General features: G+C 68.6%; 25 protein-coding genes. 10 read left to right on the forward strand and 15 right to left on the reverse strand.

The window, feature by feature from the left end; translation table 11 throughout:
- The first annotated feature begins 35 nt into the window (after positions 1 to 35).
- On the forward strand, positions 36 to 305 hold the full coding sequence (locus LA521A_RS14135; RefSeq protein WP_281779510.1) for a Trm112 family protein: 270 nt from the start codon (positions 36 to 38) through the stop codon (positions 303 to 305).
- Positions 302 to 1,168 (forward strand): carboxylating nicotinate-nucleotide diphosphorylase, encoded by an 867-nt coding sequence (gene nadC / locus LA521A_RS14140; RefSeq protein WP_281779511.1) that lies wholly within the window; start codon positions 302 to 304, stop codon positions 1,166 to 1,168. The genes LA521A_RS14135 and nadC overlap by 4 nt, the downstream gene beginning before the upstream one ends.
- A gap of 20 nt (positions 1,169 to 1,188) precedes the next feature.
- Here the strand turns inward: nadC and LA521A_RS14145 are convergent, their stop codons facing one another.
- Positions 1,189 to 1,986 (reverse strand): FHA domain-containing protein, encoded by a 798-nt coding sequence (locus LA521A_RS14145; RefSeq protein WP_281779512.1) that lies wholly within the window; start codon positions 1,984 to 1,986, stop codon positions 1,189 to 1,191.
- A 107-nt stretch (positions 1,987 to 2,093) separates the two neighbouring features.
- Between LA521A_RS14145 and LA521A_RS14150 the strand changes: the two genes are divergently transcribed.
- Positions 2,094 to 2,414 carry a DUF3301 domain-containing protein gene (locus LA521A_RS14150; RefSeq protein WP_281779513.1) on the forward strand — a complete coding sequence of 107 codons (321 nt, stop codon included), beginning with the start codon at positions 2,094 to 2,096 and terminating at the stop codon, positions 2,412 to 2,414.
- Positions 2,415 to 2,799: 385 nt separating this feature from the next.
- Here LA521A_RS14150 and LA521A_RS14155 read toward each other — a convergent pair whose 3' ends face one another.
- From LA521A_RS14155 to LA521A_RS14185, 7 genes are all read right to left on the reverse strand, one after another.
- Positions 2,800 to 3,270: a ClpXP protease specificity-enhancing factor gene (locus LA521A_RS14155; RefSeq protein WP_281779514.1), complete on the reverse strand. Its 471-nt coding sequence runs from the start codon at positions 3,268 to 3,270 to the stop codon at positions 2,800 to 2,802.
- A gap of 148 nt (positions 3,271 to 3,418) precedes the next feature.
- A complete protein-coding gene (locus LA521A_RS14160; protein ID WP_281779515.1) occupies positions 3,419 to 4,054 on the reverse strand; it encodes a glutathione S-transferase N-terminal domain-containing protein in 636 nt (211 codons plus the stop codon).
- 149 nt (positions 4,055 to 4,203) lie between these two features.
- Positions 4,204 to 4,965 carry a cytochrome c1 gene (locus LA521A_RS14165; protein ID WP_281782102.1) on the reverse strand — a complete coding sequence of 254 codons (762 nt, stop codon included), beginning with the start codon at positions 4,963 to 4,965 and terminating at the stop codon, positions 4,204 to 4,206.
- A 37-nt stretch (positions 4,966 to 5,002) separates the two neighbouring features.
- Positions 5,003 to 6,262: a cytochrome b gene (locus tag LA521A_RS14170; RefSeq protein WP_281779516.1), complete on the reverse strand. Its 1,260-nt coding sequence runs from the start codon at positions 6,260 to 6,262 to the stop codon at positions 5,003 to 5,005.
- A 3-nt stretch (positions 6,263 to 6,265) separates the two neighbouring features.
- Positions 6,266 to 6,889 carry a ubiquinol-cytochrome c reductase iron-sulfur subunit gene (gene petA, locus LA521A_RS14175; protein ID WP_281779517.1) on the reverse strand — a complete coding sequence of 208 codons (624 nt, stop codon included), beginning with the start codon at positions 6,887 to 6,889 and terminating at the stop codon, positions 6,266 to 6,268.
- A gap of 192 nt (positions 6,890 to 7,081) precedes the next feature.
- A complete protein-coding gene (locus LA521A_RS14180) occupies positions 7,082 to 8,026 on the reverse strand; it encodes a lytic transglycosylase domain-containing protein (RefSeq protein WP_281779518.1) in 945 nt (314 codons plus the stop codon).
- 123 nt (positions 8,027 to 8,149) lie between these two features.
- Positions 8,150 to 8,944, reverse strand: a complete 795-nt coding sequence (locus LA521A_RS14185) for a lytic transglycosylase domain-containing protein (RefSeq protein WP_425494525.1) — start codon at positions 8,942 to 8,944, stop codon at positions 8,150 to 8,152.
- A 255-nt stretch (positions 8,945 to 9,199) separates the two neighbouring features.
- Between LA521A_RS14185 and miaB the strand changes: the two genes are divergently transcribed.
- Positions 9,200 to 10,519, forward strand: coding sequence for a tRNA (N6-isopentenyl adenosine(37)-C2)-methylthiotransferase MiaB (gene miaB / locus LA521A_RS14190; protein ID WP_281782103.1), 1,320 nt, complete (start codon positions 9,200 to 9,202; stop codon positions 10,517 to 10,519).
- A gap of 46 nt (positions 10,520 to 10,565) precedes the next feature.
- Here the strand turns inward: miaB and LA521A_RS14195 are convergent, their stop codons facing one another.
- From LA521A_RS14195 to LA521A_RS14225, 7 genes are all read right to left on the reverse strand, one after another.
- Positions 10,566 to 11,618, reverse strand: a complete 1,053-nt coding sequence (locus LA521A_RS14195) for a DUF5694 domain-containing protein (protein ID WP_281779519.1) — start codon at positions 11,616 to 11,618, stop codon at positions 10,566 to 10,568.
- An 81-nt stretch (positions 11,619 to 11,699) separates the two neighbouring features.
- Positions 11,700 to 13,331: an ABC-F family ATP-binding cassette domain-containing protein gene (locus LA521A_RS14200; protein ID WP_281779520.1), complete on the reverse strand. Its 1,632-nt coding sequence runs from the start codon at positions 13,329 to 13,331 to the stop codon at positions 11,700 to 11,702.
- A 241-nt stretch (positions 13,332 to 13,572) separates the two neighbouring features.
- Positions 13,573 to 15,210, reverse strand: a complete 1,638-nt coding sequence (locus LA521A_RS14205) for an amidohydrolase (protein WP_281779521.1) — start codon at positions 15,208 to 15,210, stop codon at positions 13,573 to 13,575.
- A 100-nt stretch (positions 15,211 to 15,310) separates the two neighbouring features.
- Positions 15,311 to 16,420, reverse strand: a complete 1,110-nt coding sequence (locus tag LA521A_RS14210; RefSeq protein ID WP_281779522.1) for an ABC transporter permease — start codon at positions 16,418 to 16,420, stop codon at positions 15,311 to 15,313.
- Positions 16,417 to 17,349, reverse strand: coding sequence for an ABC transporter ATP-binding protein (locus tag LA521A_RS14215; RefSeq protein WP_281782104.1), 933 nt, complete (start codon positions 17,347 to 17,349; stop codon positions 16,417 to 16,419). Before LA521A_RS14215 ends, LA521A_RS14210 begins: the two co-directional genes overlap by 4 nt.
- Positions 17,350 to 17,387: 38 nt before the next feature.
- The gene (locus tag LA521A_RS14220; RefSeq protein ID WP_281779523.1) at positions 17,388 to 18,335 is read right to left on the reverse strand and encodes an HlyD family secretion protein; all 948 of its coding nucleotides are present in this window, start codon (positions 18,333 to 18,335) and stop codon (positions 17,388 to 17,390) included.
- A 4-nt stretch (positions 18,336 to 18,339) separates the two neighbouring features.
- Positions 18,340 to 19,062, reverse strand: coding sequence for a TetR/AcrR family transcriptional regulator (locus tag LA521A_RS14225; RefSeq protein WP_281779524.1), 723 nt, complete (start codon positions 19,060 to 19,062; stop codon positions 18,340 to 18,342).
- A 164-nt stretch (positions 19,063 to 19,226) separates the two neighbouring features.
- Between LA521A_RS14225 and LA521A_RS14230 the strand changes: the two genes are divergently transcribed.
- The 6 genes from LA521A_RS14230 to corA all read left to right on the forward strand — a co-directional run bounded on the left by LA521A_RS14230 (position 19,227) and on the right by corA (position 24,252).
- Positions 19,227 to 19,457 (forward strand): hypothetical protein, encoded by a 231-nt coding sequence (locus LA521A_RS14230; RefSeq protein ID WP_281779525.1) that lies wholly within the window; start codon positions 19,227 to 19,229, stop codon positions 19,455 to 19,457.
- A 90-nt stretch (positions 19,458 to 19,547) separates the two neighbouring features.
- Positions 19,548 to 20,531, forward strand: coding sequence for a PhoH family protein (locus LA521A_RS14235; protein ID WP_281779526.1), 984 nt, complete (start codon positions 19,548 to 19,550; stop codon positions 20,529 to 20,531).
- An 8-nt stretch (positions 20,532 to 20,539) separates the two neighbouring features.
- Positions 20,540 to 21,019 (forward strand): rRNA maturation RNase YbeY, encoded by a 480-nt coding sequence (ybeY, locus tag LA521A_RS14240; RefSeq protein WP_281779527.1) that lies wholly within the window; start codon positions 20,540 to 20,542, stop codon positions 21,017 to 21,019.
- A 95-nt stretch (positions 21,020 to 21,114) separates the two neighbouring features.
- Positions 21,115 to 22,011, forward strand: a complete 897-nt coding sequence (locus LA521A_RS14245; RefSeq protein WP_281779528.1) for a CorC family transporter — start codon at positions 21,115 to 21,117, stop codon at positions 22,009 to 22,011.
- Positions 22,012 to 22,021: 10 nt separating this feature from the next.
- Positions 22,022 to 23,188, forward strand: a complete 1,167-nt coding sequence (locus LA521A_RS14250) for a lipoprotein N-acyltransferase Lnb domain-containing protein (RefSeq protein ID WP_425494602.1) — start codon at positions 22,022 to 22,024, stop codon at positions 23,186 to 23,188.
- Between the two features lie 38 nt (positions 23,189 to 23,226).
- Positions 23,227 to 24,252, forward strand: a complete 1,026-nt coding sequence (gene corA / locus LA521A_RS14255) for a magnesium/cobalt transporter CorA (RefSeq protein WP_281779530.1) — start codon at positions 23,227 to 23,229, stop codon at positions 24,250 to 24,252.
- Positions 24,253 to 24,310: the final 58 nt, after the last annotated feature.

Raw genomic sequence — 24,310 nt, forward strand, 5'->3', positions numbered from 1 at the left:
CTAACCCCCTGTTCGATTCCCCCGGCACCGCATCCATGGACCGCAAGCTGCTCGACCTGCTCGTCTGCCCCACCACGCGCCAGCCGTTGCAACTCCTGGACGGCCGGGGCCTCACGGCGCTGAACGCCGCGATCGAGGGCGGCGGCCTGCAACGCGCCGACGGCAGCGCCCAGACCGACACGCTGCACGAGGCGCTCGTCACGCGGGATCGCAAGACCGTCTACCGCGTCGACGACGGCATCCCGGTGCTGCTGGCCGAAGAGGCCATCGCGACCGCGCAGATTCCGGCCTTCCCGGGGGCATGAGCACCCTCGCGCCGCCGCCGGCGGAAGTCGTCGAGCGCGACGTCGCGCTTGCACTGGCCGAAGACCTGGGCGATGGCGACGTCACCTCGGCGCTGCTGCCGGACGTCGCGGACGACGCCTACCTGCTGTGCAAGGAAGACGCGGTTGTCTGCGGCCGCCCGTGGTTCGACGCCTGCCATCGCGCGCTCGATCCGCAGGTGCAAATCGACTGGCGCGTGGCCGAAGGCGATCGGGTGAAGGCCGGCACGGTGCTGGTGACGCTGCACGGCCGGGCGCGTGCGCTGGTGAGCGCCGAGCGCGCATCGCTCAACTTCATGCAGACGCTGTCGGCGACGGCGACGACGACCGCTGCCTACGTCGATGCGGTGCGCGGCACGGCCGCGAAGATCCTCGACACGCGCAAGACCCTTCCCGGGCTGCGCCAGGCACAGAAGTACGCCGTGCGCGTCGGCGGTGGCGTCAATCACCGCATCGGCCTGTTCGACGCGGTGATGCTCAAGGAAAACCACGTGCGTGCCGCCGGCTCGATCACCGCCGCGATCCGCGCCGCGCGCACGATGCATCCGTCGCTGCCGCTGATCGTGGAAGTCGAATCGATCGCGCAACTGCGCGAAGCGCTGCAGGAAGGCTGCGATCGCATCCTCATCGACGACTTCGACGAGTCGATGCGCCGCGAAGCGGTGCGCATCGCGCACGAGTTGCCCGTCGAGCGGCGCATCCCGCTGGAAGTGTCCGGCGGGGTCGACATGCAGACGCTGCGGTCCATCGCCGAGGACGGCGTGGATTGCATTTCGATCGGCGGACTGACCAAGCACGTCCGCGCGATCGACCTGTCGCTGAAGCTCGGACCGCCGCCCGCCTGAGGCGGCGCATCCCGGCGCCGTTACGGCATCAACACGACCGCGGCGGCACCGGCCGCCGCCAGAACGAGCACCAGCGCGACCCACGGCCACGCCGAACGCTTGCGCTTGTCGGGGGCCTTGCGCATCGAGGTCGGCACGACCTGCACCGGTTCGGCGACCGACGTCCCGGCCACACGGAAACGCAGCACGTCGAAGGCGAGCTCGTCGCCGACCTTCGCCTCGCCGCGCAGGATGCGCTTGCCGTTGAGGAACGTGCCGTTGCTGGAACCCAGGTCTTCGACCTGGACGCCGTTGTCGGTGGGAATCAGCCGTGCATGCGCGCGCGACAGCCCCGGCGCATCGAAGCGCAGGTTGCAGTCCGGGCCGCGCCCGATGGTCAGCACGCCGACCAGCGCGTCGCTGCGGCTGCCCAGTTCCGCCGACACGCTGCGCAGGAAGAAGCGCGGCAACACCGGCCGCACGGCGGTGACGCCGGGGTCGTCGTTGGCGGACATGAGATCCGGCCCCGGCACAGACTGGCGCGCGACTACCGGCGGCGGACCAAGCGCGGCGAGCTTGGCCTGCACCTGATCGAAACCGACGCTGTCGCCCGGACGCAGGGCGATGAGGCCCTGCACCTGCCGGCCGTTCACGCTGACCGCCGTGCCGGCGGGGACGTCGAGCATCACGCCCTGCGCGGTGACGTGCAGCTGGCAGTGCTGCGGCAGCACGCCCGGGCGGTCGATGACGATGGTGGATTCGGGGTCGGAACCGACCCGGTTGACGCCGTGGCCAAGCAATACCTGTGGGTGTTCGCCACCCGGAAAGACGAGTTTCAAGCGGGATCTGCCCCCTGCAGCGGTTCCCTTCGTTCGATTGAGCCCGACGGGCCTTTTGACGGCGTCCCGACCTTGCGGGCAACACGGCGCGTCGCCACAGTAACGGCATGACTCTACTGATCTTGATGATCGTCGCTGCGATGGCGTTCGCATTCTGGAGCGCAAGCCGCGCCGCCGCCGAACGCGCCGAGGCCGTCGGACGCGATGCATGCCGCGCTGCCGGCGTGCAGTGGCTGGACCAGAGCGTGCACGCGATCGGCCTGCGCCCGTACCGCCAGGAGAGCGGCTGGCTCGGCTTCGAGCGCACGTTCCGCTTCGACTATTCGATCAACGGCGAAGACCGGCACGTCGGCAAGCTGGTGCTGCGCGGCGATCGGCTGGTGGCGTTTACCGGACCGGTGACACGGGAGCCGTCGGCGTTGCATTGAGCCGTCGTCGGCTCTTGTAGTCCGGGTCAGCGAAGCGCGCCGGGGTTGCGGGCGTCTATCCCGGGTGCGCTTCGCTTACCCGGGCTACAAACGCCCAACGGGCTGATGCGCGATCGACCTGGATCCGGGCCTGTGTCGGGGTGACGCATCGGCAAAGCGCTCGCTTCGCGAGCGCGAACAATCACCTGGATCCCGGCCTGCGCCTGGACGACGCATCGGTAAGGGCGCTCGCTTCGCGCGAGCGAACAATCACCTGGATCCCGGCCTGCGCCGGGATGACGCATCGGCAAGGCGCTCGCCTTGCGAGCGAACAATCACCTGGATCCCGGCCTGCGCCGGGATGACGCATCGGCAAAGGCGCTCGCTTCGCGAGCGCGCCGATGCGTCACTTCACGATGCGCAGGTGGGCGCCGCGGCGCGGCGTCGGCGTTTGCGGGCCCTGGTCGTCGCCGTCGGGCGACGGCTCGCTGGGCACGGCGCTCAGCGGACTGATGGGCGTCTCGTCGGCGAGTTCGACTTCCACTTCGCCTTCGTCCGCTGCGGCATGGATGTCCTCCGGCAACGCCATGCCCTGCCCGGTCTCGCGGGCGTAGATCGCCAGGACCGCCTGCACGGGCACGGTCACCGGGTAGCTCACGCCGCCGAAGCGGGCGCTGAAACGGATCGCGTCGTTGGCCATTTCCAGGCGCGACACGGCGCGCTCGGCGATGTTGAGCACGATCTTGCCGTCCTTCACCGCGTGGGTGGGGACCTGCACGCCATGGCGCGTGGCGTCGACCAGCAGATGCGGAGTCATGCCGTTGTCGGCGATCCACTCGTACAGCGCCCGCAGCAGGTACGGGCGATGGCTGGTCATCGGAGAATTGCTTTCCTGACTCATGGCCGGAGTGTAGCGCCGGGCGCTCGCCGACCGATACACGCAATGGTCAGGGCACACAGGCCGCCGGTCGCGAAAAAACGAACGGGCCCGAAGGCCCGTCGGTTCGCGCGGCACGTCGATGCGTTCAGGCCGGCATCTCGCGCAGCTTGCGTTCCTGGTCGGTCAGGCTGCGGGTGAAACCCGGGTTGCGGAAGATGCGGTTGCCGTAGTCCTCGATGGCCTTGCCGTCCTTCGGAAGCGGCACGCCCAGCGCGTCCAGGCGCCAGATGATCGGCGCCATCGCGCAGTCGGCCAGGCTCATTTCGGGATTCAGGAAGAACTTGCTCGCCTTGAACAGCGGGACCGACGCGGTCAGCAGTTCCTTCAGGCGTTTGCGGCCGGCTTCGGCCTGGGCCTTGTTGCCCAGCTGGATCGCCTGCACCTGCGGGACCCAGTCGTGTTCCAGGCGCAGCATCGCCAGGCGCAGGCGCGCGCGGGACAGCGGGTCGACCGGCATCAGCGGCGGGTGCGGATAGCGCTCGTCGAGGTACTCGCTGACCACGCTGGCCGCGTAGAGCACCAGGTCGCGCTCGACCAGGGTCGGCACCGAGTGGTACGGGTTGAGGTCGACGAGGTCTTCCGGCGGGTTCTGCGGGTCGACCGCGACCAGATCGTAGGTCACGCCTTTCGCGGCCAGCACCAGGCGCACGCGATGGCACAGCACGCAGTCGGTGGAAGAAAACAGCGTCAGGGCATTGCGCATACGTGGACTCGCCGCCATTCGACCTCTCCGGCCACCGGAATCCGCCGGTGGTTAGACGCCGCCCACCCCGTGTGGACAGTCGTCGCGGCCTCGATCAGCTGCACCCTCACTGCAAACCAAGGAGCCCGCACATTCCTGTACGGGCTCCAAAGGGATACAGCATGCGATCAGTGCTTGTCCACGTCCCGCCAGTATTCGTGCTTCAGCAGGTAGGCCAGCAGGGTGAACATCGCCAGGAACAGGATGACCCACACGCCGATGCTCTGGCGCTTGAGGGCCGCCGGCTCGCCGGCGTACTCGAGGAAAGCGGTGATGTCGCGCACCGACTGGTTGAACTCCTCGGCGTTCTGGTGACCCGGCTGGGTGACCTTCAGGCCGAGGACCGGGCGCTCGCCCGTCGCCTTGTCGGCGTCGCCGAATTCGGCGTGCTGCAGGCCCTGCAGCTCCCACAGCGGGTTGGGCATCGAGGCGTTCGGGAACAGCTTGTTGTTCCAGCCCAGCGGACGCGATTCGTCGAGGTAGAACGACTTGAGGTAGGTGTACACCCAGTCGCTGCCGCGGACGCGGGCGATCAGGCTCAGGTCCGGCGGCATCTTGCCGAACCACTGGTTGGCGTGGTCCGGGGTCAGGCTGACCTGGATCTGCTCGCCGAACTTGGCACCCGTGAAGTTGAGGTTGTTCATCACCTCGTCTTCGGTCAGGCCCAGGTCCTCGGCCATGCGCGAGTAGCGCAGGTACTTCAGCGAGTGGCAGCCGGAGCAGTAGTTCATGAACAGCTGGGCGCCGCGCTGCAGCGACGCGCGGTCGCCCAGGTCGGTGCCCGACTGCAGCAGGTGACCGCCCTCCGCGGCCGACGCACTGGTCGTCAGCGCGGCGAAGGACACCAGCAGGCCGGCGGCAAAGGTGGCGAACTTGTTCACGATGCGCATCTTCTGGACGGGGCGGTGGATGGCGCGAGCGGTCATCTCAGTCATGCATCGTCACCCGTTGCGGTACCGGCTTGGTTTTGTCGAGCTTGGTCCAGATCGGCATGGTGATGAAGAAGGCGAAGTACAGGAACGTCAGCACGCGACCGATGATCGTCTCCACCGGATCGGTACCCGGGCCCGCGCCGATCTTGCCCAGCCACAGGAAGCAGATGGCCAGGATGCCGAGCATCACCTTGGTGATCCAGCCGCGGTAGCGGTGCGACTTCACCGGCGAGCGGTCCAGCCACGGTACGAAGAACAGCACCGCGATCGCCGAGAACATCACCAGCACGCCGCTGAGCTTGTGCGGGATGACGCGCAACATCGCGTAGTACGGCGTGTAGTACCACACCGGCTTGATGTGCTCCGGCGTCACCAGGCGGTTGGCCTCGGTGAAGTTGTCGTGCTCCAGGAACCAGCCGCCGAAGGCCGGCGCGAAGAAGATCACGAACGCGCAGATGATCAGGAAGAAGCCGACGCCGAACAGGTCCTTCACCGTGTAATACGGATGGAACGGAATGCCGTCGGTCGGCTTGTTGGGATCCCAGCGGTTGCCCTTCGGACCCTTCTTGATCTCCACGCCGTCGGGGTTGTTCGAACCCACTTCGTGCAACGCGCCCAGGTGCAGCACGACCAGCAGCAGCAGGACGAGCGGCAGCGCGATGACGTGCAGCGCGAAGAAGCGGTTCAGCGTGGCGTCGCCGGGCAGGAAGTCGCCCATGATCCACTCGGTCAGGCCGTTGCCGATGACCGGGATCGCGCCGAACAGCGAGATGATCACCTTGGCGCCCCAGAACGACATCTGGCCCCACGGCAGCACGTAGCCCATGAAGGCCTCGGCCATCAGGACCAGGTAGATCAGCATGCCCAGGATCCACACCAGCTCGCGCGGCTTCTGGTACGAGCCGTACATCAGGCCGCGGAACATGTGCAGGTACACGACGATGAAGAACATCGACGCGCCCGTGGAATGCATGTAGCGGATCAGCCAGCCCCACTCCACGTCGCGCATGATGTATTCGACCGACGAGAACGCTTCGGCCGCGGACGGCTTGAAGTGCATCGTCAGGAAGATGCCGGTGACGATCTGGTTGACCAGCACCAGCAGCGCGAGCGAACCGAAGTAGTACCAGAAGTTGAAGTTCTTCGGCGCGTAGTACTCGGTCATGTGCTTGCGGTACGCCGGCATCATCGCCGGTGCCCGCTCGTTGACCCAGCCCATCACGCCGTTAGCGGTCTTGGTGAAGATGTTCGCCATGGCTTACGCCGCTCCCTTGCTGCTGGACGACGGATCGACACCGATGATGATGGTGGTGTCGTTCTCGTAATGGTGCGGCGGCACGAGCAGGTTGATCGGCGCCGGGACGCCCTGGAACACGCGACCGGCCATGTCGAAGCGCGACTTGTGGCAGGGGCAGAAGTAGCCGCCCTTCCACTCCGGATCGAACGGCTCCGGACGGATCTCGGCCTTCATCTCGGGCGAGCAGCCCAGGTGGGTGCACAGGCCCACCAGGACGGAGATCTCCGGCTTGATCGAACGCAGTTCGCCGGTGATGTACGCCGGCTGCTGGTCCTTGTTCTCGGACTTGGGATCGCGCAGTTGCGCGTCCAGCGTGGGCAGCGCGTCGAGGATCGCCTTGGAACGCTTGACGATCCAGATCGGCTGGCCGCGCCATTCCAGGATCAGGCGTTGGCCTTCTTCCAGCGCGCTGATGTCGGCGGTCACCGGCGCACCGGCGAGCTTCGCCCGCGTGCTCGGATTCCAGGACTTGATAAACGGAACCGCCACGAATCCGGCACCGACCGCGCCGACCACAGCAGTGGTCGCGGTCAGGAACCGACGGCGGCCCTGGTTGACAGGATCGTTGACCCCTTGGTTGGCCATCCGGCACTCCGCAAAGCTGGAACGAAGTTACGCCGCACCGCCGACGCCACTGGCGACAGCTCGCGGCACAAAAGACGGGGAAGTGTAACGGAACGATGAATGAACCGACAATCCGCTCCACGTTGCGCGAGTCGTCCGCTTGTTGGGCGAACGCGCGCACCACGCCCCGCCGGGCGCGGGACGGGAAAAAAGTCAGCGCATCATGGCGGTCGCGCCCCGATAGCGATCGGCCAGCTGGCCCACGCGCTGGACATAGCGCTGGGTTTCGCTGTAGGGCGGGACGCCGTTGTACTTGTCGACCGCGCCCTCGCCCGCGTTGTAGCCGGCGGCCGCGAGCGTCAGGTTGTTGTTGAAGCGCTTGAGCAGCCACGCCAGGTACTGCACGCCGCCCTGGATGTTCTGCCGCGCGTCGAACGCGTTGCTCACGCCGAACCGCCGCGCGGTCGCGGGCATCAACTGCATCAGGCCCTGCGCGCCGGCGCGCGAGAGTGCGTTGGGGTTGTAGGCCGATTCGGCGTGGATGATCGCGCGCACGATCGCCTCGTCGACGCCGTGCTGGCGCGCGGCGGCGGCGATCTCGTCGCGATAGGCATCGGTGTTGAGGCGAACCGTGCCGAAGTTGACGCCGGGCCGCATCGAGCACGCGTAGCAGGTCTCGATGTAGCTGTAGCGGATGGTGCGTAGCGCCGACGCGTTGGCCACGTTCTGCGGCTTGCGGCTGGTGTAATGGCGCACGCCGTCCTTGATGTAGGAATACACCTGCCCCTGCACCACGCGCGGCGCGCTGGTCGAGGGCGTGGGCATCGGCGTCGGCGCGATGGGCGCCGAGGTGGCGACGGTCGCGATCGTCGCAGGCACCGACGCGGGCGCGGAGACCGACGCACTGACCGATGAAGGCGATGACATCACCGCGCCGACGGCAGCGGCAGGCGCCGGCGGGATCGGAGTCGAAACGGCCGACCTGCGCGCCGGGCGGTCCGGCGTCTGGCTGACGATGGTGCACTTCGCGCCGGGCGTGCGCTTGCTGACGTAGCTGCGTGCGCCATCGGGCGAATCGCAACGGTACAGGGTGCCGGCAACGGACGGCGCCGTGGCCAGCAGGCAGACGATCCCCAGCAGCAGTGAGCCCCCCCTCATGGCGGCGAGTGTGTCCTGTCTCCTTCCCCTTCACAAGTCCTTGATTGCGCTGGCCGCGCGAAACGTGATCGCGCCCGCATCCCGCTCCGCGACCCCGCCGCGGAAGGCGCCGGCCGGATGCCCTCAGCGCCGCATGGCGGTGGCCGAGCGGTAGCGTTCGGCCAGGACGGACACCCGCTGCACGTAGCGCTGGGTCTCGTCGAAGGGCGGCACGCCCCGGTAGCGGTCCACGGCGCCCTCGCCGGCGTTGTACCCGGCCGCGGCCAGCACGAGGTTCCCGTCGAAGCGCTGCAGCAGCCACGCCAGGTACTGCACGCCGCCGCGGATGTTCTGGCGGATGTCGAACACGTTGACCACGCCGAAACGCCGCGCGGTGGCGGGCATCAGCTGCATCAGCCCCTGCGCGCCGACGCGCGAGATCGCGTTGGGGTTGTAGGCCGACTCGGCATGGATGATGGCCCGCACGACGGCCTCGTCGACCCCGAAGTCGCGCGAGGCCGCGGCGATCTCGGCCCGGAAGGCCTGCGTGTCCAGGCGGATGGTCGCGAAGTCCACGCCCGGCTGCAGCGCGCAGGCGTAGCAGGATTCCATGTAGGTGTAGGTGACCCGGGTGACGCGCCCGAGTCCCGCGCGCGGGCTCGGCCGCTGGCTGGCGTAATGGACGACGCCGGCTTCGGTGTAGGTGTAGACCTGCCCCGTGGCGACACGCATCGGCGGCCGGGCGCCTGCCTGGGCGTCGTCCTGCGTTTTCTGGATCGCGCCGGGCGCGTCGCCATCGGCACCGGCGGGGAATCCCAGCGACCGGACCGGCGCGGGCGGCCGGCTCGGTTGCCCGAGCGATTGCGCCCACGCGGGCGACGCCGCGATGAGCAGCCCGACCAACCCCAGCGATGCAAAGCCTGCCTTCGGGGACTTCACGAACGTTCGGGTCTGCCGGCGCGGCCCGCGCGCCCTCCTTCTGCCTCGCACCAGATAACGCGGTTTCCGTGCCCGGCCGGACTGGCGCAGGCCCGGCCTGTAGAATGGCGGCCCCTCCGGCGCGGAATAACCGCCGCCCCTCCCGGATCGAGCCAGATGAGCCAGACCAACACGCCCCCTGTCGCCGAGCGCGGCACCGATGCTGCCGTCGCCACCGCGCCGCGCAAGCTCTACATCCAGACCCACGGTTGCCAGATGAACGAGTACGACTCGGCCAAGATGGCCGACGTGCTCGCCGCCAGCGACGGCCTGGAGCTCACCGACAACGCCGAAGAGGCCGACGTCATCCTGATCAACACCTGCTCCATCCGCGAGAAGGCGCAGGAGAAGGTGTTCAGCCAGCTCGGCCGCTGGAAGTCGCTGAAGCAGGGAGACAAGCCGGTCGTCATTGGCGTCGGCGGCTGCGTGGCGTCGCAGGAAGGCGAGGCGATCGTGAAGCGCGCGCCGTTCGTGGACCTGGTTTTCGGGCCGCAGACGCTGCACCGCCTGCCCGAACTCATCCAGGCCCGTCGCGACACCGGCCTGCCGCAGGTCGACATCTCCTTCCCCGAGATCGAGAAGTTCGACCGCCTGCCCGAACCGCGCGCCGAAGGCCCCTCGGCGTTCGTCTCGATCATGGAAGGCTGCAGCAAGTACTGCTCGTTCTGCGTGGTGCCCTACACGCGCGGTGAGGAAATCAGCCGTCCGTTCGAGGACGTCCTGGTGGAAGTGGCCGACCTCGCCGCGCAGGGCGTGCGCGAGATCAACCTGCTCGGCCAGAACGTCAACGCGTATCGCGGGCCCATGCCGGGCGAAGATGGCGGTGACGGCGAAGTCGCCGACCTCGGCCTGCTGATCCGCGCGATCGCCGAAATTGAAGGCATCGGCCGCATCCGCTTCACCACCTCGCATCCGCTGGAGTTTTCCGACTCGCTGATCGAGGCGTATCGCGACGTACCCAAGCTCGCCAACTACCTGCATCTTCCGGTGCAGGCCGGCAGCGACCGCATTCTCTCGGCGATGAAGCGCGGTTACACGGCGCTTGAGTTCAAGCAGAAGATCCGCAAGCTGCGCGCCGTGCGTCCGGACATCTCGGTCAGCTCGGACTTCATCGTCGGCTTCCCCGGCGAATCCGAGGCCGACTTCGAGAAGACCATGAAGCTGATCGAGGACGTCGGCTTCGACCAGTCGTTCTCCTTCATCTATTCGCGCCGCCCAGGTACGCCGGCGGCCGACCTGGAAGACAATGTCACCAGCGACGAGAAGCACGCGCGCCTGTCGCGCCTGCAGGCGCACATCAACGCGCATGCGCGTTCGATCTCCGACGCGATGGTCGGAAGCGTGCAGACGGTGCTGGTCGAAGGCCCGTCGAAGAAGAATCCGAACGAGCTCACCGGCAAGACCGAGAACATGCGTTCGGTGAACTTCCCCGGCAACGCGCGGCTGATCGGCCAGTTCGTCGATGTCGTCATTACCGAGGCGATGAGCAACTCGCTGCGTGGCCGCGTGGCCATGGCGGAAACGAACGAAGCCTGATCGCGGCTTCGTCCGCTTCCATCGCCCCGCTTCCTGCCGGGGCGATCTACTTCAGGACCCGCTCGACGTCCACGATGTCCACGCCCTGCAGCTGGCCCAGCCAGCTGTCGAACCACGGCTTGTGCCCGCTCCCGACGATCGACAGCACGCGCGCGCCGGGCTTTTCGCGGAAGGTCTCGCGGATGTTGGCGACCATGCGCAGATTGCGGATTTCCCAACCGGCGACCCACACCTGCGGATAGCGTTCGGGGGACGACGACCCCATCGCCGCCACGATGTTGTGCCTGGCGCGGATCGCCAGCGATTCGGGGCGGTTCACCGCGCGATACAGCGACAGCATGTCGCCCGCCTCGACGAACGCCTTCTCGCGCTTCTCCACGGCGTCGAGCGCCGTGCGATCGGAATCCCATGCCGCCTGTATCGCCTTCCCGTACGCCTGCACGTCGGTGATGCGGGCGTTGTCGCCGGTGTGGTTGTCCACCGCGTGCACGCGCGGCAGGCCCAGTCGCGCGGCAAGTTGCGCGCCGAGCTGGTACCCCTCGTCGCGGCGCGTTTCCAGCTTGCGCAGCATCGCGACGAGCGCGTCGTCCAGGCCGTCGCCCGCGCGCCGTTCGGCTTCGGGCAGCTGCAGCCATTGCACGTACGCCGACGGACGATCGTTCGCTGCGAGGAAACGCGACGCCAGGTGCCTGCGTTGCGCGGGCGTGGGCTGCGCGGGCCAGGTCGCGAGCGTCTTCTCGACTTCCGCGATGGCCGCCGGAACGTCGAGGCCCGTCGCGTTTTTCGCCGCCTCCGTGCCCGCGCAATAGTTGGCGCCGTAGATCGCGACGTTGCGCGCGGCCGTGTCGCATTCCTCGCCCGGCAGCGTCTCGATGGTGACGATCCCGGGCTTGAACGCGGCAAGGCGGTCGATCACCGGCTCGAGCGATGCCGGCGTGATCGACCCCGGCTGCTCGCCGAAGTGCACGGTCCCGAGCACCAGCACCTGCGCGCGCGGCCCCGCCGTGTCGCGGTCGAGCGTCGTCAGGTCGACCTGCGCGTGCGCCATCGCCGGCGCCAGCAGCATCGCGCCCGTCCATCGGATCCATCGTCTGCTCATCACGACTCCTGTCGGTGTTTGGGTGCGGAGGATTCTTGCAGACGACGACGCTCCACACCCGTGACATCGGACACAGGCGCGTCATGCGTCGACGACGACGCGTTCGACGAGTCGGCCATGCTCGAGCGCGAGCCGGCGCGTGGGGGCAATCGCGTCGACGAACGCCGCATCGTGGCTGATCACCACCAGCGCGCCGCGATACGCACGCAACGCGCGTTCGAGTTCGCGCACGGCCCACAGGTCGAGGTTGTTGGTCGGCTCGTCCAGCACGAGCAATTGCGGCGCGGGCGTCGCGTGCAACGTGCACGCCAGGTGGATGCGCAGGCGCTCGCCGCCGGACAATGCAGCGACGGGCCGGTGCATCGCCGTTCCGCGGAACAGCCAGCGCGCCAGCAGGTTCGCGCGTTCGACGTCGTCGAGCGCCGGCGTACATGCCGCGAAACATCCCATCACCGTCTCGCCCGCATCGAACGACTCCAGCCGTTGCGATAGCCGCGCGACACGACCCTCGCCGCGCCGGACCGACCCCGCATCCGGCGCGAGCTCACCGCTGACCAGCCGCGCCAGCGTGGTCTTTCCCGCGCCGTTCCCACCGGCGATGACGATGCGCTCGGGGCCGCGGATGTCCAGGTCGATGCCGCCGGGTGCGAACAGCGCCGCGCCGTCATGCACGACCTGCAGCGCTTGCCCGGAAAACAGCCATTTCCCCGGCGGAACCTGCGTGTCCGGCAACTCGATGAGAAGGTCCGGCGCTTCGCGGATGGACCGCCGCGCGACCGCCAGGCGCTGCGCCGCGTCGGCCGCGCGGGCCGCATGCACGTCGTCCGAGCGAGCGGCCGACACCTGCGCCGAGCGCGCGCGGTTCCCGGCGACGATGCGCGGCAATCCGGCATCGTCTACGCCGCGACGCGCGTTGGACGCGCGACGTTCGCTGCGCTCGCGCGACTGCTGGCGTTCGCGGTGCTCCCGCCTGGCGGCCTGCCGGAGGTTGCGCACGTCCTGCTCCGCGGCGTCCGCCTGCGCCCGCACGGCCGCTTCGTAGAACGTGAAGTTGCCGCCGTACATGCGCAGCGATTCGCGATCGAGTTCGGCGATCTGGTCCATGCGCTCCAGCAGCGCGCGATCGTGGCTGGCGACGAGCAGGCAGCCCGGCCAGTCGTCGATGAAGCGATGAAGCCGCTGCCGCGCGGCCGCGTCGAGGTGGTTCGACGGCTCGTCCAGCAGGAGGACGTCCGGCTGCTTCAGCCATTGCGCCGCGAGCCCGAGCGCCATGACTTCGCCGCCGCTTAGCGACGCCAGCGCGCGGTCGAGCGCGAGATGGTCGAGCCCGAACCTCGCCAGGCTCGCGCGCGTGCGCTCTTCCAGGTCCCACGCGTCGCCGACCATGTCGAACAGCCCCTGCTCCATGCGCCCGGCCGCGATCGCGGCGAGTGCATCGAGCCGCTCGCGCACGCCCAGCACGTCGGCGACGCGCATCGCGTTGGGGAACACGAGGTCCTGCGGGAGCCAGGCCAGCGAGCCGGCGATCTCGACGTGCCCGGACGCGGGCGTCAGCGTGCCGGCGAGCAGGCGCAGCAACGTGCTCTTGCCGGCACCGTTGGGGGCGACGAGACCGGTGCGGCGCGCGTCGAGCGTGAAGGAAAGTCCATCGAAGACCGGCGTGCCATCCGGCCAGGCGAAACAAAGTTGCGAGACGCGTACGTGTGCGCGCATGGGGTGACTCCATCGGGCCGGCGCGAAGGCGCGGCGATCAGAACGGAACCTGCGTCGCGCGAGGCGATGGCAGGTCGGCGGCTCTGCGGAAGGAGTCGTGCGATCACATGTGCGGGGCGGTCTCCGGATATGCGCGCCAGAACGGCGCGCTGAGATTGGGCGTGGCGCGCATTATCGGCCGTGCGCCGCGCGATGTCGCGCGGGCACGGCCGGAACGTTCAGCAGCGTGAGGAGGCGCTCCTCACTTCGCCCGGTACACCGCCTTGCCGTCCACGTAGGTCGCCTGCACGGTGAGGTTGCGCAGGCCGTTGGGCGCGATCGCCAGCGGATCCTCGGTCAGCACCACGAAGTCGGCGCGCTTGCCGACCGCGAGGCTGCCGACCTGCGTCTCGGCGAAACCCGCATAGGCCGCATCGAGCGTGAAGCCGCGCAGCGCCTCGAACGCGGTGAGCTTTTCCTGCGGGAACCAGCCGCCGGCGGGCAGCCCCTGTGCATCCGCACGCGTGGTCGCCGAATACAGGCCGAAGCGCGGATCGACCGATTCCACCGGGAAATCCGAACCGAGCGCGAGGCGCGCGCCGCTGTCGCGCAACTGGCGCCATGCGTAAGCGCCGATGATGCGCTGCGGGCCGACGCGATCTTCGGCCCAGGGCATGTCGCTGGTCGCATGCGTGGGCTGCATCGAGGCGATCACGTGCATCTGCGCCAGGCGCGGCAGGTCGGTCGGCGACAGCACCTGCGCGTGTTCGATGCGCCAGCGGTGATCGGTCTTCGCCGCGTCGTTGCCCAGCGCCCGGGCGTAGCTTTCGAGCACGACGTGGTTGCCGCGGTCGCCGATGGCGTGCGTGGCGACCTGCACGCCGCAGCGCTTGGCCTTGTCCACCGCCACGGCGATCTGCTCGGGCGAGGTCACCATGATGCCGAGGTTGCCGTGATCGTCGCTGTAGTCCTTCAGCATCGCCGCGCCGCGGCTGCCCAGCGCGCCGTCGGCGTAGAGCTTGAGCGTGCGCATCTGCAGCCGGCCCGACGGATGCGTGTACAGGCCGTGCTGGCACAGCGATTCGAGCGCTTCGTTGTTGCCGTCGGCCATCGCCGTGATGCGCAGCGGCATCGCGCCGCGATCGGCCAGGCGCTGGTAGCGCTTGAGTTCGGCCAGGCTCACGCCCGCGTCGTGCACGCCGGTGAGGCCGTGCTCGACCGCCGACTGCATGCCGAGCGTCAGCGCGCGTTCGGCCGTGGCGTCATCCAGCGGCGGGCGGGCCTGCTCGACCAGCGCCGAGGCGGCGTCGACGAACACGCCGGTGGGCTGCCTGCGCGCATCGCGTTCGATGCGACCGCCGTCGGGCTGCCAGTCGCCGGACAGATCGCGTTTCACCGCGCGCATCGCCGCGGTGTTCGCCCAGCCGGCGTGGCCGTCGATGCGCTCGAGCCACACCGGGCGATCGGGGAAGGCGGCATCCAGATCGGCCGCGGTCGGGAAGGTCTTTTCCGGCCAGTCGTTCTGGTCCCAGCCGCGCCCGATCAGCCACGCGCCCGGCGGCAGTTGCTTTTCGAACGCCTGCAGCCGCTGCACGACCTCCTGCTTGCTCGCCGCATCGACCAGATCGGCACTAAGCATCGTCATGCCGAGGCCGGACACGTGCGCGTGCGCATCGATCAGGCCCGGGATCACCGTCGCCTGCCCCGCGTCGATGCGCTGCGCCTTCGGGTAGCGCTTGATCAGCTCGGCGGTCGCGCCCAGCGCGAGGATGCGGCCGGACTCGTCGAACGCCACCGCCTGCACCTTCGGCTGCGCGGTTTCCATCGTGTGGATGCGCGCGGCGGTGAGCACCGTGACCTGCGCGGCCATCGCATGGCCCGACATGGCGGCCAGCGCCATGAAAATTCCAGAAACCCGCTTGCGCATCCCCACTTCCCCGCATGTCCGAAAGTGTCCGGACTGTGCGCAATCGCGTGCGCGGTGGCAAGCCCCGGGGCCGTCAATCCAGCCGCTTGCGGAACCGCGAGATCGCCAGGGTCATCATCACCGCGATGAAGGCCAGCAGCGCCAGCACGTCGGGCCACAGCTCGGTCAGGCCCGCGCCGCGCAGCATGATGCCGCGGATCAGCCGCAGGAAATGCGTCAGCGGCAGGACCTCCGCCAGCCACTGCACCACGCGCGGCATGCCGGCGAAGGGGAACATGAAACCCGACAGCAGGATCGATGGCAGGAACACGAAGAACGTCATCTGCATCGCCTGGAACTGCGACTGCGCCTTGGTCGAGATCAGCAGCCCCAGCGTGAGGTTGGCGAGGATCAGCAGCACGGCAGCCAGGTACACGTCGAGCAGGCTGCCGCGGATCGGCACGTCGAAGAGCCAGACCCCGAGCACCAGGATCACGGTGGTCTGGACCAGGCCGATCGCCGCGTACGGCAGCACCTTGCCGATCATCAGTTCCGAACTCGACAGCGGCGTGGCGATCAGCAGTTCCATGTTGCCGCGCTCGCGCTCGCGCACGATGGCCACGCCGGTGAACAGCACCATGGTCATCGTCAGGATCACGCCGATCAGTCCCGGCACGATGTTGATCGCCGAACGTCGCTGCGGGTTGTAGAAGCTCACCACGCTCACCTGCCCCGCCGCCTGGCCCACGTTGCCGACGCGCAGGTTGGTAGTGGACTGCGTGTTCAACGGCAGTTGCGCCAGCTGCACCGCGGCGCTCTGCACGACGGTGTCGCTACCGTCGACCAGCACCTGCACCGCTTCGCGGCCTTCGAAACGACGCCGCTCGAAGTCCGGCGGAATCACCACGCCGATGCTGATCTCGCCACGCCGCAGGCCTTCCATCAGCGCCTGCGGCGAGGTCGCGCTGACCGTCGGCGTGATCACGCCGGTGGCGACCATGTCCATCACCAGCGCGCGCGAGGCCGCAGTGTTCGACTGGTCGGCGATGCCGGTTTCCAGTCCGCGCAGGTTGAGGTTGATCGCATAACCGAACAGCACCAGCTGCATCACCGGGATGCCGACGATCATCGCCAGCGTGATGCGGTCGCGGCGCATCTGCCGCAGTTCCTTCATCACGATGGCGAAGAGGCGGCGCGGGTTCATGCGGCTTTCTCCGCGCCTTCGTCGTCGCGACCGCGCGTGGACGAGACGAACACGTCCTCGAGGTTGGGATGCGATTGCGTGACCTCGGCGTCGAGCCCGGCGTCGGCCAGCGCTTTGTGCACGCGTGCGGCGGCGTCGCCGTTGGCATCGTTCAGCACGCGCAGCGCATTGCCTATCTGCGCGACGCTGAGCACGCCCGGCACGCCGAGCAGCGCCTTCTGCGCGCGGCGCGGCTGCTTGGCCATCACCTCCAGCGTGCGTCCGGCGAGTGCGTGCGTGAGTTCGTCCGGCGTGCCGTCGGCAACGAGCACGCCGCGGTCGAGGATCGCGATGCGATGGCACCGCTCGGCCTCGTCCATGTAGTGCGTGGAAACGAGGATGGTGGTGCCCGCATCGGCGAGGTCGAAGAGCTTCTCCCAGAAATCCCGTCGCGATTCCGGGTCCACCGCGCTGGTTGGTTCGTCGAGGAACAGCAGCTCGGGCTTCTGGATCACCGCGCCGGCCAGCGCGAGGCGCTGCTTCTGCCCGCCGCTCATCGTGCCGGCGAGCTGTTTCTGGCGGTCGGCGAAGTGGTACTGCTCGACGAGTTCGTCGATGCGTTTGGCCGCTTCGGCGCGCGGGATGTCCTGCACGGCGGCGAGGAATTCCAGGTTCTCGCGCACGGTGAGGTCCTCGAACAGCGAGAACTTCTGCGTCATGTAGCCGATGCGGCGGCGCAGCGCTTCGGCTTGTTCCGGAATGCGCAGGCCGAGCACCTCGACGTCGCCTTCGGTCGGCGTGAGCAGGCCGCAGAGCATGCGGATCGTCGTGGTCTTGCCCGAGCCGTTCGGGCCGAGGAAGCCGTACACGTTCGCACGCGGAACGCTCAGGTCGACGTGGTTCACGGCGATCAGTTGGCCGAACCGCTTGGTCAAACCCCGCGCGCGAATCGCCAGGTCCTGCGGCGCGATCGTGTCGCTTGGCGCGTTCATCGCGCGAATTCCACCCGCACCGGCACGCCCGCCGGAAGGTCGCCACCGGTGTCGCCGGTGATCTCCACTTCGGCCAGGTAGCTCAATCGCGCGGCGTCCTCGCCGATCAGGGCGTAGTACGGCGTGAAGCTGGGCTCGCTGCGTATCATGCGCACACGGCCGGCCAGCGCGGCATCGCGTCCGCTGAGGAACACGCGCGCGGCATCGCCCACCTTGACGCTCGCGCGGATCGGTTCGGGCACGTAGATGCGCGCGTACGGACGATCGCCGACCAGCATCACCGCCAGTGGCGCGCCAAGCGGCGCTTCATCGCCCAGCCGGTACGGCAGGCTGTCGACGACGCCGGCACGCGGCGCGGTGACGTCGAGCCGGCGCAGCGTCGCCGACTGGTTCGCGGCCTGCGCCTGCGCGGCGGCGACCGCCGAGCGGCCCTGCGCGATCTGCTCCACGCGCGTGCCGCGTTCGAGTTCGAGCAGCGCGGCCTGCGCGGCCCGTACCTGGCCGTCGGCATTGCCGGCCGCGGCGCGGGCACGGTCGACATCGGACGCGGCGACCAGTTGCTGTCGCCCAAGCGGCTGCAGGCGCGTGTAGTACGCGCGTGCATCGGCGGCCTGCGCCTGCGCTGCGGCGAGGTTCGCGCGGGCCTGCGCGATCTGCTCGCTGCGCGGGCCGTGTTCGAGTTCCTCCAGCGCCTCACCCGCCTGCTGCGCCTGCGCCTGCAACGCCTCCAGCTGCGCCTGCGTGCGCGTGACTTCCAGTTGCAGCAGCGGCGTGCCGGCCTTCACGTGCTGACCCTCGCGCACGTCGATGCGGACGATCTTTTCCGATGCGGGCGCGGGCAGCGCGATGCGGTCCCATTCCAGCGTGCCCAGTGCCTGCGGCGTGTCGTCGCGGCAGGCGACCAGCAGGAGCGTCAACGCGAGAAGACACAGACGGGCTTTCATGGCGTCACTCCAGTCCCAGGCCGCGGTCGAGCAGCGCAAGCGTGTGCCGGCGCAGGGCATCGAAATCGAGGTCGTCCGCCTGCAGCAGACGGCGCCAGATCGGCGCGCCGGCCGCGGGGAACAAGGTCAGCCCGACCAGCGACACCATCAGCAGCCGCGGGTCGAGGTCTTCGTTGATTTCACCGCGCGCCTGCGCCTGCGCGAAGCGCGCCGTCATCATCTGCGGCAGTTGCGGGCCGATGCGTTCGAAGAGCACGTCGCGCAGCGCCCCGCCTTCACACAGCACTTCGCGCACCCACAGCGGCGGCAGCCACGGATGCGCGGCGACCACGCGACCCACGCCGTTCACGAACGCCGCGATCAACCCGGCGACGTCATCGCCCGCGGCCGCGAGGGGTTCGCGCAACTGCTGGAAGGCCGGCAACACGCGCTCGGAGATCACGGCCTCCTGCAGCTGGACCTTGTCGCCGAAGTAGTAATGCAGGAGAGCGGGCGTGACGCCCGCTTCGGACGCGATGGTCCGCAGCGACGTGCCGGCGATGCCCTCGCGCACGAAGCAGGCGATGGCGGCATCGAGCAGGCGCTCGCGAAGGTCCGGGCCGTCGGCACCCGGGCGGCCGGGCGAGCGACCGGGCCGGCCAGCTCCGGGTCGGGCGTCTGCGGCGGGCGCCGCGGGGGCTGGTTTTGCCGGCTTGCGGCGGGGTTTGGCGGGTTGGTCCGGGCTCATGGTCAGCAATTTAATTGGGCGATTAATTATATTGCAACCACAGCCCGACGAACGGTCCCGCCCCCCGGGCAATCCGCGGCGTGAAGGCAACCGTCGGGGCCATGACAAGCGCCGCAGGCCGCGCGGGTCCATGATGGGGCCCGGTTCACCATGGGTCCCTCGCCATGACGCCGTCGACGTCCCTGCTCCATCGCTGCGCCTTGGGTCTGTGGTTCCTGGGGCTCGGCTTCCTCGGGCTGCTGCGCTGGTGGATGCGCTACTCGCGCGATGCGCAGGTGTTCGCCGATGCGGTGATGCACGCGTGGCTGTGGGGATCGCTGGGGCTCACCGCGATCGGCGCGATCTGGGTCGCGCGGGCGTTCGCGGCGCATCGACGCCATCGCGACGCACGCTAGCGTCTCTTTGAAAAATGACACCCACGGGCGCAAGCTTGTGGACTCCGGCGCGCGACGCGCGCACTCCCCCACGGAAGACGCCCCATCACGATGTCCCGAACCACGTCCGAATTCGTCCTCGAGCCGGCCGAAACCGAGCGCCTGGCCAACCTCAGCGGCCCCTTCGACGGTCACCTGCGCATGATCGAACTGCGCCTGGGCGTGGAGATCGCCAACCGCGGCAACATCTTCCGCATCGTCGGTCCGCAGGACGCGGTGGGCAAGGCCGAGCGCCTGCTGCGCGACCTGTGGCGCGACGCCGCCGAGGAAACGCTCACCGAGCCGGCGATCCACCTGCGCCTGACCGAGATCGACGCCGACCGCGTCGCCAACGACGACGTCGAGCCGCAGGAAGTGGCCATCCGCGTCAAGCGCGGCACCATCCGCGGCCGCGGCGCGAACCAGGCGAAATACCTGCACGCCATCGCCACCAACGACATCAACTTCGGCATCGGGCCGGCCGGCACGGGCAAGACGTTCCTCGCCGTCGCCAGCGCGGTGGAGGCGTTGAACGAAGCGCGCGTGCAACGCCTGGTCCTGGTGCGCCCGGCGGTCGAAGCCGGCGAGAAGCTGGGTTTCCTGCCGGGCGACCTCACGCAGAAGGTCGACCCGTACCTGCGCCCGCTCTACGACGCGCTGTACGAAATGCTCGGCGTGGAAAAGGTCGTCAAGCTGCTGGAGAAGAACGTCATCGAGATCGCGCCGCTGGCGTACATGCGCGGACGCACGCTTAACGACGCGTATGTGATCCTCGACGAGGCGCAGAACACGACCATCGAGCAGATGAAGATGTTCCTGACCCGCATCGGTTACGGCAGCACCGCCGTCGTCACCGGCGATCTGACGCAGATCGACCTTCCGCGCCACCAGAAGTCCGGCCTGAAGGACGCGCTCGACGTACTGCGCGACGTCAACGGCATCAGCTTCACCTTCTTCGAATCGCGCGACGTGGTCCGCCATCCGCTGGTGGCGCGAATCGTCAACGCCTACGACGCCCGCGACGCGCAGAACGCCGCGACCGGCCCGTCCGCCTGAGCGACGCCATGACCAAGGGCCCGATCCGTCTCGACGTCGTCATCAACTATGCGGTGCCGCGCGCAGGGGTGCCGTCCGCGGTGAGCTTCCGCAAGTGGGTGGCCGCGGCGCTCGACAGCCGCATCCGCGAGGCCGACCTCGCCATCCGCATCGTCGGCACGAAGGAAGGCCGCGCACTCAACCACCACTACCGTGGCAAGGACTACGCGACGAACGTGCTGAGCTTTCCGGCGGAGCTGCCCGACGGGCTCCCCGAAGGCGTGAAGATGCCGCTGCTCGGCGACCTGGTCATCTGCGCCCCCGTGGTGGCGCGCGAGGCGAAGGAACAGAAGAAGCCGCTGGCGGCGCACTACGCGCACCTGACCGTGCACGGCGTGCTGCACCTGCTCGGCTGGGACCACGAGGACGAAAAGGAAGCCGTCTGCATGGAGCAGCTGGAGCGCGAAATCCTCGCCGCGATGGGCATCGAGGATCCCTACCGGGAGTGAGCGCGCCGCCGCCGGGCCCCGCCAAGCGCCCGTCGCCCATCCGCGCTAGACTCCCACGGACGTCCCCATCCCCCCGGGGCGCCTGACTGAACGCAATGTCCGAGGACGACAGTAGTAGCTTCCATTCGCCCGAGAACCAGGAAAAGCGCGCCGACCGGCGCGGGCACGAAAAGCCCCGTTCCTGGCTCGAACGCATCAGCTCGGCGCTTTCCGGCGAACCGACCACCCGCGAAGACCTGGTCGAACTGCTGCGCGACGCGCAGGCCGACGGGCTGATCGCCGCCGACACGCTTCGCATGATGGAAGGCGCCATCGCGGTGTCCGACCTCACGGTGGGCGATGTGATGATCCCGCGCTCGCAGATGGTCTCGCTGCCGGCCGACGCCAAGTTCCTGGACCTGATGAAGCAGGTGGTCGAATCCGGCCATTCGCGCTTCCCGGTGCACGGCGAGGACAAGGACGAGATCCTCGGCGTGCTGCTCGCCAAGGACCTGCTGCGCGGCGTGGTCGCCGACAACGGCCCGGGCAGCATCCACGAGCTGCTGCGCCCGGCGGTGCTGATCCCCGAATCCAAGCGCCTGAACGTGCTGTTGCGCGAGTTCCGCCAGTCGCGCAACCACATGGCGATCGTGATCGACGAGCACGGCGGCGTCGCCGGCCTGGTCACCATCGAGGACGTGCTGGAACAGATCGTCGGCGAGATCGACGACGAGCACGACGATGCCGAGGATCCGAGCGCGCTGATCGCCGCGCAGGCCGATGGCCAGTTCGTGGTCGATGCGCTGACGCCGATTTCCGATTTCAACGAGCGCTTCGGTGCCGATTTCGATGACGACGAATACGACACCATCGGCGGCCTCGTCACGGCCGCGATCGGCCACCTGCCCGAGGCCGGTGAAGAACTCACGCTGGGACGCTTCGTGTTCCGCGTCTCCGGCGCCGACGCGCGCCGCGTGCACGCCTTCCACGTCGGGGTGCTGGGTGACGCGTAAGCCGGGCGCGATGCGCCGCGCGCTCGCGCTGGTCGTCTTCCTGCTGGCGCTCGTCGCCCTGCCGGCCTACGCCGCCGCGCCGCGCATCGGCGTGGCGACGATGCAGCCGGGCGAGATCTTCTTCGAACGCTTCGGTCACAACGCGATCGTGGTGGTCGATCCCGACACCGGCGACGCGATCTCCTACAACTTCGGTTTCTTCGATCCGACCGAGAAGGATTTCGTCAGCCGCTTCGTCAAGGGCGACATGCGCTATCGCCTCGCGGCGCTGCCGTTCGAGCAGGACCTGATGCAGTACCGCGAGGAAGGCCGCGGCGTCAGCGTGCAGTGGCTCGACCTGAGCGACGCGCAGGCGACGCGGATCGCCGCCGCGCTGGCCGAGAACGCGAAGCCCGAGAACGCGTTCTACAAGTACGAATACTTCGACGACAACTGCTCCACGCGCGTGCGCGACGCGCTCGACCGCGTGCTCGACGGCGGCCTGCGTCGACAGATCGAAGGGCGTTCGCACGGTTCCACTGCGCGTAGCGAAGCGGTGCGCCTGGCCTCGCCCGCGTGGTGGATGTGGCTGGGCTTCGACGTCGGCCTGGGCCCGTCGGCGGACCAGCCGATGCCGGTGTGGCGCGAATCCTACGTGCCGATGCGCCTGGCGGCCGCGCTGCGCGAGGTGAAGAACACCGACGGTCGCCCGCTCGTTCGGGAAGAACAGCAAATCCTCCCGCATCGCCTCCCGCCCGAACCGCAGGACGGCCCGGTGCGCTGGTGGCCGTGGGCGTTGGCCGGCATCGCGATCGGCATCGCCGCCGCGATGGCCGCACGCACACGCCCGCGCGTGGTGGCCGCGATAGCGCTGCCGTTCTGGTTGCTTGCAGGCGTGCTCGGGGCGCTGATGCTGTTCCTGTGGTTCGGCACGCAGCACACCTATGCGTGGGCAAATGCGAACCTGCTGCTGCTCAGCCCCTTGTGCTGGCTGCTGCTTCCCGGCGGCGTGCGCGTGCTGCGCGGACGCGATGCGGGGCGCTTCTTCCGCGGCGTGCTCGCGGTCATCGCGCTGGGCGCGGTGGCGTCGCTGTTCGTGTACTGGCTGCCGGTGACCCCGCAGCGCAACGTGCACTGGATCGCGCTGCTGCTGCCGATCCACCTGGGTCTCTTCCAGGCCTTTCGCGTGCGGCGTTGAGGCTTGCCGTGGCAGGCGTGCCGGCGCACGATTCGCGCATGAGCACGCCTGCCCCGATCCAGACCCACGCCGAGAGCCCACGATCCAATCCGCAATGCGTGGTCAACTGCGCCGCCTATGAGCGCGGCGGCAAGCGGCGCGAGATCACGCTGGACGAGATCAGCGAAGTCCTCGCGAAGGACGACGACACCTTCGTCTGGGTCGGCGTGTACGAGCCGGAAGACTTCATCCTCGACAAGCTGCAGGAAGAATTCTCCCTGCACGATCTGGCCATCGAGGACGCGCGCAACGCGCACCAGCGGCCGAAGATCGAAACCTACGGCAACTCGCTCTTCATCGTCGTGCACACCGCGCAGAGCGTGGACAGCCACATCCGTTTCGGCGAGACGCACATCTTCGTCGGCCCACGTTACCTGGTGACGGTACGCCACGGCGCGTCCACCAGTTATGCGCCGGCGCGAGCCCGCTACGAGCGCGACGCCGACGATCTCGCGCACGGTCCGGGCGCGGCGCTGTACACGGTGCTCGACCTCATCGTCGACAACTTCCAGCCGATCGTGCAGGAGTTCAGCCAGGACCTGAACGAGCTGGAGCAGGACATCTTCGCCGAGGAATTCCGCAGCGAGACGGTGAAGCACCTGTACGACCTCAAGCGCGAACTCACGCGACTGCGCATGGCGGTGTCGCCGCTGCAGGACATCCTCGGCCAGCTCACGCGTGCGCGCACCGGGCTCATCGACGAGGAAAGCCAGCTCTACTTCCGCGACGTGCTCGACCACGCCGTGCGCCTGAACGAGACCACCGACACCCTGCGCGAGATGCTCACCGCCGCGATGAGCGTGAACCTGTCGCTGGTCACGATCCACCAGGGCGAAGTCGTCAAGCGGCTGGCGGGCTGGGCCGCACTGCTGGCCGCCCCGACCCTCATCACCAGCTGGTACGGCATGAATTTCTCGCACATGCCCGAACTGGAGGGCCGCTGGAGTTATCCGGCGATGATCGTCCTCGTCGCCGTGGTCTGCGTTGTGCTGTATGTGTTGTTGCGGCGCGCAAAATGGCTCTGATGGCGTGAACGCGGGCCGCGCATAGACCAAAGTCGCAGGCGAGTTGACGCATTGCGCA

This window comes from Lysobacter auxotrophicus (genome assembly GCF_027924565.1).
In the GTDB taxonomy this organism is placed as follows: domain Bacteria; phylum Pseudomonadota; class Gammaproteobacteria; order Xanthomonadales; family Xanthomonadaceae; genus Lysobacter_J; species Lysobacter_J auxotrophicus.

Coding starts and splice junctions, on each gene's coding strand:
- LA521A_RS14135 (WP_281779510.1), top strand. CDS start 36: ATGGACCGCAAGCTGCTCGACCTGCTCGTCTGCCCCACCACGCGCCAG.
- nadC (WP_281779511.1), top strand. CDS start 302: ATGAGCACCCTCGCGCCGCCGCCGGCGGAAGTCGTCGAGCGCGACGTC.
- LA521A_RS14150 (WP_281779513.1), top strand. CDS start 2,094: ATGACTCTACTGATCTTGATGATCGTCGCTGCGATGGCGTTCGCATTC.
- LA521A_RS14155 (WP_281779514.1), bottom strand. CDS start 3,270: ATGACCAGCCATCGCCCGTACCTGCTGCGGGCGCTGTACGAGTGGATC.
- LA521A_RS14160 (WP_281779515.1), bottom strand. CDS start 4,054: ATGGCGGCGAGTCCACGTATGCGCAATGCCCTGACGCTGTTTTCTTCC.
- LA521A_RS14165 (WP_281782102.1), bottom strand. CDS start 4,965: ATGCGCATCGTGAACAAGTTCGCCACCTTTGCCGCCGGCCTGCTGGTG.
- LA521A_RS14170 (WP_281779516.1), bottom strand. CDS start 6,262: ATGGCGAACATCTTCACCAAGACCGCTAACGGCGTGATGGGCTGGGTC.
- petA (WP_281779517.1), bottom strand. CDS start 6,889: ATGGCCAACCAAGGGGTCAACGATCCTGTCAACCAGGGCCGCCGTCGG.
- LA521A_RS14180 (WP_281779518.1), bottom strand. CDS start 8,026: ATGAGGGGGGGCTCACTGCTGCTGGGGATCGTCTGCCTGCTGGCCACG.
- miaB (WP_281782103.1), top strand. CDS start 9,200: ATGAACGAGTACGACTCGGCCAAGATGGCCGACGTGCTCGCCGCCAGC.
- LA521A_RS14195 (WP_281779519.1), bottom strand. CDS start 11,618: ATGAGCAGACGATGGATCCGATGGACGGGCGCGATGCTGCTGGCGCCG.
- LA521A_RS14200 (WP_281779520.1), bottom strand. CDS start 13,331: ATGCGCGCACACGTACGCGTCTCGCAACTTTGTTTCGCCTGGCCGGAT.
- LA521A_RS14205 (WP_281779521.1), bottom strand. CDS start 15,210: ATGGCGCTGGCCGCCATGTCGGGCCATGCGATGGCCGCGCAGGTCACG.
- LA521A_RS14210 (WP_281779522.1), bottom strand. CDS start 16,420: ATGAACCCGCGCCGCCTCTTCGCCATCGTGATGAAGGAACTGCGGCAG.
- LA521A_RS14220 (WP_281779523.1), bottom strand. CDS start 18,335: ATGAAAGCCCGTCTGTGTCTTCTCGCGTTGACGCTCCTGCTGGTCGCC.
- LA521A_RS14225 (WP_281779524.1), bottom strand. CDS start 19,062: ATGAGCCCGGACCAACCCGCCAAACCCCGCCGCAAGCCGGCAAAACCA.
- LA521A_RS14230 (WP_281779525.1), top strand. CDS start 19,227: ATGACGCCGTCGACGTCCCTGCTCCATCGCTGCGCCTTGGGTCTGTGG.
- LA521A_RS14235 (WP_281779526.1), top strand. CDS start 19,548: ATGTCCCGAACCACGTCCGAATTCGTCCTCGAGCCGGCCGAAACCGAG.
- ybeY (WP_281779527.1), top strand. CDS start 20,540: ATGACCAAGGGCCCGATCCGTCTCGACGTCGTCATCAACTATGCGGTG.
- LA521A_RS14245 (WP_281779528.1), top strand. CDS start 21,115: ATGTCCGAGGACGACAGTAGTAGCTTCCATTCGCCCGAGAACCAGGAA.
- LA521A_RS14250 (WP_425494602.1), top strand. CDS start 22,022: ATGCGCCGCGCGCTCGCGCTGGTCGTCTTCCTGCTGGCGCTCGTCGCC.
- corA (WP_281779530.1), top strand. CDS start 23,227: ATGAGCACGCCTGCCCCGATCCAGACCCACGCCGAGAGCCCACGATCC.